Genomic DNA, 12119 nt, shown 5'->3' on the forward strand with positions numbered 1-12119 from the left:
CGCCCGAGCGCCATGCGGATTTTCGCGCGACACAGGGCAACGCCACGTCATTTATCGAGGTATTTTAAATGCTTAGATGCATTTTCGATAAAATTGAATTCCCCGGCGGCATTCCGCACACTGACGGCAATTCGGAAGCGCGGCCTACCGCGTCCGGCCCACTTTTTGTAGAGGATGCTGAAAAGTCATGATCGCCCAAGATTATGCCGTCGCAGAGGCGCCCCGCCGGGCGCGTATCTGGTCTCACCTGTATGTGCAGGTTCTGTTCGCGATCGCGCTGGGCGCGATCATCGGTCATTTCTGGCCGAGCTTCGGCGAATCCCTGAAGCCGATCGGCGACGCCTTCATCAAGCTGGTGAAGATGATCATCGCCCCCGTCATCTTTCTGACCGTCGTCACCGGTATCGCCGGCATGCGCGAACTGGGTTCGGTCGGCCGCGTCGCCGGCAAGGCGTTTTTCTACTTTATCACCGTCTCGACCTTCGCGCTGATCGTCGGTCTGGTCGTCGCCAATGTCGTTCAGCCGGGCGCGGGCATGAACATCGATCCCAGCACGCTGAAGGTCGGGTCGATCGCCGAATATACCGCCAAGGCGCATGACACGACGGTCACCGGCTTCCTGCTGGGCATCATTCCCGATACGCTGATCAGCGCGTTCACGCAGGGCAACATCCTGCAGGTGCTGATGGTCGCCATCCTGTTCGGCATCTCGATGGCGCTGGTCGGCGAGCCCGCCCGCCCGCTGCTGAACAGCCTGGAGCGGATCAGCGTCGTCATCTTCCGCATGGTCGGCATCCTGATGCGGGCCGCCCCGATCGGTGCCTTCGGCGCCATCGCCTTCACCATCGGCAAATATGGTGTCGGCAGCCTGGTCAATCTCGGCGCGCTGGTCGCGACCTTCTATCTCACCTCGATCCTGTTCGTCGTCGTCGTGCTGGGCACCATCGCCCGCGCCAACGGCTTCTCGGTCCTGAAGCTGATCCGCTACCTGAAGGCCGAACTGCTGCTCGTCCTCGGCACCTCGTCGTCCGAAGCCGCCCTGCCCAATCTTCTCGTGAAGATGGAAAAGGCCGGTTGTGAAAAGTCGGTCGTCGGTCTGGTCGTCCCGACCGGCTATTCGTTCAACCTCGACGGCACCAACATCTACATGACGCTAGCCGCGTTGTTCATCGCCCAGGCCTGCGGCGTCGACCTGTCGCTCGGCCAGCAGCTGGCGCTGCTCCTTGTCGCGATGCTGTCGTCCAAGGGTGCCGCTGGCGTCACCGGCGCGGGCTTCATCACCCTGGCGGCTACCCTGTCGATCGTGCCGGACGTGCCGGTCGCGGGCATGGCCCTGATCCTGGGTGTCGACCGCTTCATGTCGGAATGCCGCAGCCTGACCAACTTCATCGGCAACGCGGTGGCCACCGTCGTGGTCGCCCGTTGGGAAGGCGCCCTCGACAAGGACGCCCTCGACGCCGCGCTCAGCGGCAAGCCGATGCTCTCCACCCCTGCCACTGTCCAGCCGGCCATCGCCTGATCCCTATCCCGGCACGACCCGGCCGACCGCACCGGCCGGGTCATTTGTTTACCGGGATGCTATAAGGCAACCGACGCGACGACATATTGGTTTGATTGAGGGGGATTTTCCATGAAGTTTCTATGGCTTKTCGGCACCGCCATGGTGTCGGCGATGGGGGTTGCCGTTTCCCCGGCTATGGCACAGACCGTCACCCCGAAGGCCGCTGCCGAACCCGCCAGCCCTGCCAGCACCGCCTATCCCACCAGCGCGGCGGGCGACGGCAACACCGTGGCGGGTTATAACCAATCCCGCTGGGCCGAGGACTGGCGCAAATATTGCGATCCGTCGAAGCGCGACGACTTTATCGACGCCCTGAAATGCGTGAAGCTGACCGAGGATGGCAAGTCCTATGTCACCTTCTCGGGCGAGCTTCGCACCCGCGTCAATATCACCACCAATCCCAACCTCCGGGAAGTGCAGCAGCAGCGCCAGGATATCGCCCGCATCGTCGGCGGCGCGGATGTCCACCTCGGCGATCATTTCCGCGTCTTCGGGGAGCTCGGCCGCGCAGAACTCCAGGGCATCAACCTTGGCGCACCGGGTGGTAATCTGCGCAACCAGCTGGCGGTGCAGCAGCTCTTCGCCGAGGTGAAGGGCAAGGCGCTGGGCCTAGACGTCGGTGTGCGCGCCGGTCGCCAGGAATTCTTCGACGGGCCGCAGCTGCTGACGGTCGGTCGTGACAATAACACGCTGTTCTTCGTGCTGGATGGCGTTCGCGCCTATGCGCGCGGCAAGGATGCCCGAGTCGATATTTTCGACCTGAACTACGTCACCTATGGCTTTCAGGGCATAAGCGACGACAAGACCAACCCGGACGTGCGCTTCTCGGGCGCGACCTTCGGCTTCCGCCTGTCGCCCAAGCTGTTCGGCGGGTCCAAGCTGTACCTCGACCCGTTCATCTGGCGCCTCCGCAACCGCCGGGCAGTCTGGGGTCCGACGACCGGGCTGGAGGAACGCTATTTCCTCGGCCTCCACGCTTATGGCGATGCCGGCCCGGTCAATATCGACTGGACCGTCAACAACCAGCGCGGCACCTTCAACAACCGTCCGATCGAGGCGTGGCAGGCGTTCATCGCCCAGACCTATCGCCTGGGTAACAAGCCCGACGCGCCGCGGGTCGGCGTGCATTTCGACTATGGCTCGGGCGGCGGTGCCTATCAGCGGACGGGCGAGCTGAACACGACCAATGGCCTGTTCGGCAACAACATCTATTATAGCTATGGGTTGTTCCTGACGCCGACCAACCTGCTGTACACTGCACCGAACTTCACCTTCTCGCCGATCAAGGGCGTGCGTCTGGCGACCGAATATGGCTTTGCCTGGCGGCCCGACGAGTTCGACGCGGTGTACCGCGCCAACGGCTCGGCGCTGCCGGGCACGCAGAATGTCCGCGGCAAGAAGGTGGCCGAGGTCGCCCGTCTTCAGGCGACATGGACCATAACGCCGCGTCTTTCGTTCGTTGGCCGTTACGAACATTTCAAGGCGGACACGGTGCTGCAACGCGCCAACCTGAAAAGCTCGGATTTCTGGGCAGGATGGTTGAGCTTCCGCTTCTAACAAGGCGAAAAAGCCGAAAACTGTAAAAGGGGAGTATGACATGACCAGTATCACCGCCGATCCCGGGCGCGAGCGGTTGAAGGCCATCATAGGTGGCTCGACCGGCAATCTCGTCGAATGGTTCGACTGGTATGTCTACTCCGCCTTCACCCTGTATTTTGCCCCGCATTTCTTCCCGTCGGAGGATCGCACGGCGCAGTTGCTGAGCGCGGCGGCCGTGTTCGCGGTCGGCTTCATCATGCGGCCGATCGGGGCATGGGTCATGGGCATCTACGCCGATAGCCGGGGCCGCAAGGCGGGGCTCAGCCTGTCGGTCACGCTGATGTGCGCGGGCTCGCTGATCATCGCGGTGACGCCGGGCTACCAGACGATCGGCCTGGCCGCCCCGGCGCTGCTGGTGCTGGCGCGCCTGATGCAGGGGCTGTCGGTCGGCGGCGAATATGGCGCCAGTGCGACCTATCTGTCCGAAATGGCGGGCAAGGATCGGCGCGGTTTCTTCTCGTCCTTCCAATATGTCACGCTGATCTCGGGCCAGCTGCTCGCCATCTGCGTCCTGCTGATCCTGCAATCGACCATGAGCGAGGCGGCGCTGGACGAATGGGGCTGGCGCATCCCGTTCGCTGTGGGCGCGGTGCTGGCGGTCGTCGTCTTCTATATCCGGCGCGGCCTGGCCGAGACCAACAGCTTCAAGAACGCCAAGAAGGATGGCGCGCCCAAGTCGGGCCTGGTCCAGCTATTCACCAAGCATCCCAAGGAAACGCTGACGGTCATGCTGCTGACCGCGGGCGGCACCCTCGCCTTCTATGCCTATTCGATCTACATGCAGAAGTTCCTGGTCAACACCAGCGGCTTCAGCCGTGAGGTCGCCAGCCAGATCAACGCCGTGACCCTGTTCGTCTTCATGCTGCTCCAGCCGGTGGCGGGCGGCCTGTCGGACCGGATCGGACGCAAGCCATTGATGGTCGCATTCGGCATCGCGGGCGTGCTCCTGACCTATCCGATCTTCTCGACGCTGGAGACGACGCGCGATCCGATCGTCGCGGGGGCGCTGGTCATGGGCGCGCTGATCATCGTCACCGGCTATACCTCGATCAACGCCGTGGTGAAGGCCGAGCTGTTCCCGGCGCATATCCGGGCCCTCGGCGTCGCCCTGCCCTATGCGTTGGCCAACACCATTTTCGGCGGCACGGCGGAATCGGTCGCACTGCTGTTCAAGAAGGCGGGCTTCGAACAGGGCTTCTACTGGTATGTCACCGCGATGATCGGCATTTCGCTGATCGTTTACCTGCGGATGCGCGACACCCGCAAGAACAGCCAGATCGTCGAGGACTGATCCTCAACCGCCTCGCTTGGCGAGGACACGCGACACGATCGGGCCGAGGCTATCCGCCTTGGCCCGATCCACATGCGAGATATGGGTGATCAGAGCCTGATCGAGCACGGTATCGATCGGCGAGGCGGTCCGCTCTTCGGGCAACATGGCGGCCAGTTCCTCGACCAGCGCCCGCGCGGTCGCCGCGTTTCGGCTGAGCTGTGCGAGGATCGCATCGACCTCGACATGCGCCTCGTCCTCGCGCCAGCAGTCATAGTCGGTGACCATGCCGATCAGCGCATAGGGAAGCTCCGCCTCGCGCGCGAGCTTCGCCTCGGGCATCGCGGTCATGCCGATCACGTCCGCGCCCCATTGGCGATACAGATGGCTTTCCGCGCGGGTCGAGAATTGCGGCCCCTCCATCGCGAGATAGGTGCCGCCATGGACCATGCTGGCCCCTACCCGCTCGCCCGCCTGCGCCGCCAGGGTCGACAGGCGCGGACAGACGGGATCGGCCATCGAGACATGGGCAACCAACCCTTCGCCAAAGAAACTGGTATCGCGGTGGACGGTCCGGTCGATGAACTGGTCGACCGCGACGAAATGGCCGGGCGGCAATTCCTCGCGCAGCGAGCCGATGGCGGAGATGGCGAGCACGTCGGTGCACCCCGCCAGCTTCAGTGCATGGATATTGGCGCGCGCATTGACCTCGGTCGGCGACAGGCGATGCCCCCGGCCATGGCGCGGCAAGAAGACGAAACGCACGCCCCCGATGCGCCCGCGCACCAGCGTGTCGGACGGTGCGCCCCAAGGCGTGTCGAGCACCAGTGTCTCGACATCCTCGAGCGCATCGATCGCGTAGAGGCCGGAGCCGCCGATGATCCCGATCGTCCAGCCCGTCATAGTGCTCTCCCGTTGCATCCTGCGCCGGTTAGGCGCTCCGTCAGACAAAGCAAAGGGGCGCACGGGGGGAGGCCCCGTACGCCCCTCGCTCGACCGCGCCGGCCGGAGGGTTCGGGGATTTAGCCGGACGCGGGAACCGTGGTCGCCACTCCGCCTTCGCGCAGGCCACCGCCCAGCGCGACATAGAGGGTGACGTCGTTTTGGAGCGCCGCGCTGCGCAGGGTCAGCAATTGCTGCTCGGCGGAGAACAGGTTGCGCTCGGCATCCAGCACTTCGAGATAAATGGCGATGCCGTTGGTGTAGCGAAGCCGCGCCGTCCGGGCGAGCCGCCGCTGTGCGTCGACGGCGCGGGTCTGCGCCTCGATCTGCTCGGCATAGCGGCGGCGGGCGACCAGCGCGTCGGCGACTTCGCGGAACGCACCCTGCACCGTCCGCTGATAGGCGGCGGTCAATTCGTCCGCCTGCGCCCGGCTGAGCCTCAGCTGGGCGTTGCGGCGGCCCCAGTCGAAGATCGGCAACAGGGCCGCACCCTGCACCTGATATTGGGTCGAATTGCCATCGATCAGGCTGCGGAGCGCAGGCGAGACGAAGCCCGCCAGTCCGGTCAGCGAAATGCTGGGCAGGAACGCCGCACGGGCCGCGCCGATATTGGCGTTGGCGGCGAGCAGTTGCTGCTCGGCCTGAAGCACGTCAGGCCGGTTGACCAGCAGTGCGGAGGGCAGGCCCGGCTCGATCGCGGCGAACTGGTTCTGATCGCCCAGCCGCCGTCCGGCGGGCAGCGGCGCGGTGATCGGGCCGCCGACCAGCACGGTCAACAAATTCTGCGACTGCGCCACGGTACGGCGAAGCTCGGCCAACTGCGTCTCGGCCTGGGTCAGCAGGGCTGCCGCCTGGTCGTAATCGACACTGGACGTCACGCCCGCATCCATCCGTCGCTTGGCGATGCCCAGCCCCTCACGGCGGCTGGTGACGGTCTGCTCTGCGAGTGCGATCTGTTCTTCGGCAGCGCGGATCTGGAGGTAGGTCGCGGCGACCTGTCCGACCAGCGACAGGCGGAAGGCACGTTCGGCCTCGACGGTCGCAAGATATTGCCGCCGCTGCGCCTCGGCCAGGTTGCGAACCCGGCCCCAGAAATCCAGCTCGAAACTCGACACCCGCGCGCCCAGCGAGAACTGGTTATAGGTGATCGAGGTCGGGTTCTGTGCATCCCCCGCGCCGGGGATCGCGTTGCCGAAGCCCAGCGAGTTGAGCGGCACCCGCGTCCGCGCTGCCCCCGCCGTGGCGTCCAGCGCGGGCAGGCGCTGCGCATCCTGGATGCGATATTGCGCCCGCGCCTGCGCCACCCGCGCCACCGCCTGGGCAAGGTCGCGATTATTGGCGAGTGCGGCGGCGATATAGGCCTTGAGCTGTTCGTCGGCGAAGAACTTGCGCCAGCCGATCTCGGCCGCCGTCCGCGTACCGCTCACCGCCTCGGGATAGGTGGCGGAGACGGGCGCGATCGGCTGGCGATATTGCGGCGCCAGGTTGCAGCCCGCCAGCGCGCTGGTCAGCGCCAACATGGCGGCGGCACGGGAAATCCCTTTACGCATGGGCCGGGCCCTCCTCTTCGCCGGTTCGTGCCTCACGCTCGCGCGCTTCCTCCTCGGCATCCGCCGCCTCATGGTCATGCTCGCGCGCCAGCCATTTCTTGGCCGCGATGTAGAAGACCGGCGTGAAGAAGATGCCGAATGCCGTCGCCGCGATCATGCCGCCCATGACGCCGGTGCCAACCGCCCGACGGCTGGCCGCGCCCGCCCCCGTCGCGATGAACAGCGGCACCATGCCCAGGATGAAGGCAAGGCTGGTCATTAAAATGGGACGCAGACGCTGGCGCGCCGCTTCCAGCGTCGCCTCGAAGGGTGAACGGCCGCCCTCTTCGTCCTCGATCGCGAATTCGACGATCAGGATCGCGTTTTTCGCGGCCAGACCGATGATCGTGATGAGACCCACATTGAAATACACGTCCGCCGAGAAGCCCCGGAAGATGGTCATCAACACCGCGCCCAGCACGCCGAACGGCACCACCAGCAACACCGCCAGCGGGATCGCCCAGCTTTCGTACAGCGCCGCGAGCAGAAGGAAGACCACGATCAGCGACAGGCCCAGCAGAAGGCCGATCTGGCCTCCCGCCTGTTGCTCTTCATAGGCCGTGCCGGTCCACTCGAAGCTCATGCCGGCCGGCATCACCTCGCGCGCGATCTGTTCCATCTGCTTCAACGCGGTGCCGGTCGACTGGCCCGGCGCGGCCATGCCCGAGACGGTCAGCGACGGATAGCCGTTATAGCGTTCCAGCTGCTGCGGCCCGTTCTGCCACCGCACCTTCGTGAAGGCCGAGAAGGGCACCATATTACCCTGCGCATTACGGACGCGGAGCGCCAGCACGTCCTCGGGCGACATGCGCTGCGGTGCATCGGCCTGAAGATAGACGCGCAACACATTGCCATCGCGAACAAAGTCGTTGGCATAAGCCGAGCCGAAGGCGATCGACAGCGTCTGGTTCACATCCGCGATCTGAAGCCCCAGCGCGCGCGCCTGAATACGGTCGATATCGACGTAGAGCTGCGGTGCCGGTCCCAGACCTTCGGGGCGGACGCCCATCAGTGCCTTGTTCTGCGACGCCTTGGCCAGGATCGCGCCCTGGGCCTGCTGCAACGCGGCGGCACCCAGACCCGAACGATCTTCGATCTTCATCGAGAAGCCCGTCGCATTGCCCAGCGCCTGGATCGGCGGCGGGTCGAGCGCGAAGATGGTCGCCTCCGGGATCGACTGGACAAAGCCCATCGTCTTGCCGACCAGCGTGGTCGAGTTGTTCTCGGTCCCCTTGCGGTCGTGCCAGGGCTTCAGGTTGACGAACGAGATACCCGCCGCCTGGCCCTGACCGAAGAAGTTGAAGCCCGCGACCGACACGATGTCCGACACCTGCGGCTGGTCGTGCAGGAACTTCTCGACCTTGGTGATCGCCTCGCCCGTCCGCTCCAGCGTCGCGCCGGGTGCCGCGTCATAGGATACGAAGATATAGCCCTGGTCCTCGGTCGGCAGGAAGCCGCCGGGGATGCGGGTGAACATCAGGCCGGTGATGACGACGACGACGGCGAACACCGCCAGCCAGCGGACCGGCCGCGACATCATCCGCTTCACGCCGCCGGTGTACTTCTCCGTACCTCGGCCGAACTTGTCGTTGAACCAATTGAAGAAACGCTGCGGCAGGCCGCGCACGCCCGGCTTGGGTTCGCGTCGGTCCTCCTGATGCGCATCCTCATGCTTCAACAGCGTGGCGCAAAGCGCAGGCGTCAGCGTCAGCGCGAGCACGGCCGAGAAGAAGATCGACACGGCCAGCGTCACCGAGAATTGGCGATAGATGCCGCCGGTCGAGCCCGGGAAGAACGCCATCGGGATGAACACCGCCACCAGCACCAGGGTGATGCCGATGATCGCACCCGTGATCTGGCCCATGGCCTTCACCGTCGCGCGGCGGGGGCTCAGCCCCTCCTCCGACATGATGCGCTCGACATTCTCGACGACCACGATCGCGTCGTCGACCAGGATGCCGATCGCCACCACCATGCCGAACAGCGACAGGGTGTTGATCGAGAAGCCGAAGGCCAGCAGGCCGATACAGGCCCCGCCCAGCGCGATCGGCACGACGATCGCGGGGATCAGCGTGGCGCGCCAGTTCTGGAGGAACAGGAACATCACCAGGAAGACGAGGATCATCGCCTCGATCAGCGTATGGATCACACTGTCGACCGAGGCGGTGATGAACGGCGTCGTGGTGAAGGGCACGCTCCACGTCACATCGGCTGGGAAGCTCGCCTGAAGCTGCTTCATCTTGGCCGTCACCGCGTCCGCCGTCGCCAGCGCATTCGCGCCGCTGGCCAGCTGGACGGCCAGACCCACGGTCTCCTTGCCGTTCAGGGTCAGGCGGAAACCGTAATTGTCCTTGCCCAACTCGACGCGCGCCACATCACCCAAGCGTATGGCCGAACCGTCGGGGTTCGCGCGGATGATGATCTGGCGGAACTGCTCCGGCGTGGCGAAGCGGTTCTGGGTGATGATCTGCGCGGTGAACTCGGCGGTACGGTTCAGCGGCTGCGCGCCGATCGAACCACCCGCCGTCTGGCTGTTCTGTTCCTGCACGGCGGCCAGCGCTTCCGACGCCGACAGGCTATAGCCCGCCAGCTTCTGCGGATCGAGCCAGATACGCATCGCATAGGGCGAGCCGAACAACTGCACGTCACCCACGCCGTCGATACGGCGAAGTTCGTTGCGGATATTATTCTCGGCGAAGTTGCCCATTTCGACCGGGCTGGTTTTGCCCGACTTGGAACTGAGCGTGATGACTTCGAGGAAGCCCGCCGAGCCCTCGGTCACCTGGATGCCCAGCGCGCGAACCTCCTGCGGCAGGCGCGGTTCGGCGCGGCTCAGGCGGTCCTGGATCTGCGTGCGCGCCACGTCCAGGTCGGTGCCCGGCTTGAAGGTGACGGTGATCTGGGCGGTGCCGTTGGAACGGCTGGTCGACGCCATGTAGAGGAAATTGTCGACGCCGTTCAGTTCCTTTTCGATGACTGCGGTCACCGAACGGTCCATCACCTCGGCATCGGCACCGTTATAGCTGACGGCCAGATTGAGCGCGGGCGGCGCGACCGAGGGATAGCTTTCGATCGGCAGCAGCCGCAGCGAAATCACACCGAACAGCGCGATGAAGAGCGCGATCACCCAAGCGAATACCGGGTGATAGACGAAAAAGCGGTTCATGATGCTCTACTCCGGCGATCAGTGGCCTGTGGCCGGCTGACCGCCCGCCTGCCCCTGTGCCTGCGCGCCGCCGGGCTGCCCCGGTTGCCCGATGCGGACCTTCTGGCCCGGCTGTACCTTCTGCCAGCCCTCGGTGACGACCTTCTCGCCCGGCTTCAGACCGGACAGGATCACCCAGTTGCTGCCGACCTGACCGCCCAGCGTGACCGGGCGCGACTGGACCGTACCTGAAGCATCGACCACCATGACCGAGGCTGCCTGGTTGCTTAGCTGAACTGCGCGCTGCGGCACCGAGATGCCGTTGCGGATCGTGCCCGCATTGACATGCGCGCGGACGAACTGTCCGGGCAGCAGGGCGCGGGTCGGATTGGGGAAGCGTGCACGCAGTTGCTGGCTGCCGGTCGTTGGGTCCACCGTCTGCCCGGCAAAGTCGAGCTGGCCGGTCGGACCATATTCCGATCCGTCCTCTAGCGTCAGGCGCACGGTGATGTGCGACAGGTCGGGCAGCGCCAGACCACCCGAACGCGCCTGCTGGATCAACCCGCTCAGCGCCGCGCTCGATTGGGTGAAGACGGCGTAGATCGGCGAGAGCTGGTCGACCTGGGTCAGCGGCGTCGCCTGGGTCGCGCTGACCAATGCGCCCTCGGTCACCTGCGCGCGACCGACGCGACCGGCGATGGGCGCGCGGACGATGGTGTAGCTCAACTGCAACTGCGCACGCGACAAGGCGGCGCGAGCATCGGCGACGCTGGCATCCGCCTGGCGCAGCGTCGACTGGGCGGCGTCGAACTCCTGCGCGCTGACCGCGCGTTCCGACACCAGCGGCTGGTAACGACGGACGATCGACGCGGCGTTCACCCGTGCCGCCTCGGCCCGTGCGAGCGCAGCCTGGGCCTGTTGCACCTGCGCGCGATAGTCGCGCTGGTCGATGCGGAACAGAGGCTGACCCTCGGCTACGTCGGTACCTTCGCGGTACAGCCGCGCCTCGACGATACCGTCGGTCCGGGCCCGGACCTCGGCGGTGCGGATCGCCTCGATCCGGCCGGGCAGCTCAATGATGTTGGGAACGGCAGCAGACTGAACGGTGATTGCGGTGACGAGGGGCGGTGGCGGAGCAGCCTGTTGCTGCTGCGACGCTTCCTGCCCGCACGCCACCAGCGCCAATGCCATCGCGAGCGACGACCCCAGGACGGTAAATTTGGACACCCCGTGAAACTCCCTGAAGCACATGACGTTTCGGTCATTAAGTTCCCCTGTACTTCGCACCTACGAAAAAGCAACGACCAGGTGCAATTAAATTTGACCAATGCCGTGGGAGGACGCAAGAGGGGGATATGACAGTCACGAAACGGACCGCCGGACGCCCGACCCGCGAGCAGGCGCAGCATATTGACGATATCATTCTTTCCGGCGCGCGAGAGGCGTTCTGCAGCCGCGGAATCGAGGGCACTTCGATGGAAGAAATCGCCTTATCCGTGGGGGTTAGCAAGCATACTATCTATCGCCGCTACGCAGGCAAAATGGCACTGCTCGACGCGGTGGTGACGCGCGACCTCGACCGGTTGAACCAGACGATGCTGGACGACAGCAGCGGGGCCAATCCGTTGGAGCGATTGAAGAATTCGGCCCGCCGCTTCTTCTTTTTCTGTGTCCAGCCTGACTCGGTCCGGTTCATGGCTTTTCTGACATCGGAGGCGATTTTCTCCGAGGAGTTGCGTCAGCGATTCGCGACCTGGGATCGCGTGCTGGCCGATCCGATCATCGCCTGCATCCAGGCGTCGCAGGATGCCGGGCTGTTGCGGCGTGACGACAGCGCGTTGGCACTGTTCAGTTTGCTGGCCGACATTCTCGACGGACCAAGCCGCCGGATGCAGTTCGATCTCCCCGACCCCTTCAACGGCATGACGCCGGACGCCTTTTTCGAGCATCGCTGGTCCGTGTTCCTGAAGGTCGCGACGGCGGGTTGAGCGACGGGGCGCGATCTTCATCGGG

General features: G+C 65.0%; 8 protein-coding genes. 4 read left to right on the forward strand and 4 right to left on the reverse strand.

The annotated features are described in order from the left end of the window. Positions 1-187 precede the first annotated feature (187 nt). The 3 genes from ASF14_RS11860 to ASF14_RS11870 all read left to right on the forward strand — a co-directional run bounded on the left by ASF14_RS11860 (position 188) and on the right by ASF14_RS11870 (position 4451). Positions 188-1519, forward strand: coding sequence for a dicarboxylate/amino acid:cation symporter (locus tag ASF14_RS11860; protein ID WP_056434979.1), 1332 nt, complete (start codon positions 188-190; stop codon positions 1517-1519). 111 nt (positions 1520-1630) lie between these two features. After that, positions 1631-3118: an alginate export family protein gene (locus ASF14_RS11865; protein WP_082442209.1), complete on the forward strand. Its 1488-nt coding sequence runs from the start codon at positions 1631-1633 to the stop codon at positions 3116-3118. 40 nt (positions 3119-3158) lie between these two features. Continuing rightward, on the forward strand, positions 3159-4451 hold the full coding sequence (locus ASF14_RS11870) for an MFS transporter (protein ID WP_056434981.1): 1293 nt from the start codon (positions 3159-3161) through the stop codon (positions 4449-4451). Positions 4452-4454: 3 nt separating this feature from the next. Here the strand turns inward: ASF14_RS11870 and mtnP are convergent, their stop codons facing one another. From mtnP to ASF14_RS11890, 4 genes are all read right to left on the reverse strand, one after another. After that, a complete protein-coding gene (gene mtnP / locus ASF14_RS11875; RefSeq protein ID WP_056434984.1) occupies positions 4455-5333 on the reverse strand; it encodes an S-methyl-5'-thioadenosine phosphorylase in 879 nt (292 codons plus the stop codon). A gap of 119 nt (positions 5334-5452) precedes the next feature. Further along, positions 5453-6922, reverse strand: coding sequence for an efflux transporter outer membrane subunit (locus tag ASF14_RS11880; protein ID WP_056434986.1), 1470 nt, complete (start codon positions 6920-6922; stop codon positions 5453-5455). Continuing rightward, on the reverse strand, positions 6915-10127 hold the full coding sequence (locus ASF14_RS11885) for a multidrug efflux RND transporter permease subunit (protein ID WP_056434989.1): 3213 nt from the start codon (positions 10125-10127) through the stop codon (positions 6915-6917). Before ASF14_RS11885 ends, ASF14_RS11880 begins: the two co-directional genes overlap by 8 nt. Before the next feature lie 18 nt (positions 10128-10145). Continuing rightward, a complete protein-coding gene (locus ASF14_RS11890) occupies positions 10146-11333 on the reverse strand; it encodes an efflux RND transporter periplasmic adaptor subunit (RefSeq protein ID WP_056434991.1) in 1188 nt (395 codons plus the stop codon). A gap of 128 nt (positions 11334-11461) precedes the next feature. Here ASF14_RS11890 and ASF14_RS11895 point away from each other — a divergent pair, with 128 nt between their 5' ends. After that, positions 11462-12094 carry a TetR/AcrR family transcriptional regulator gene (locus ASF14_RS11895; protein ID WP_056434992.1) on the forward strand — a complete coding sequence of 211 codons (633 nt, stop codon included), beginning with the start codon at positions 11462-11464 and terminating at the stop codon, positions 12092-12094. The last annotated feature ends 25 nt before the right edge of the window (positions 12095-12119 follow it).

The organism is Sphingomonas sp. Leaf257 (assembly GCF_001422185.1).
Taxonomy (GTDB): Bacteria; Pseudomonadota; Alphaproteobacteria; order Sphingomonadales; family Sphingomonadaceae; genus Sphingomonas; species Sphingomonas yabuuchiae.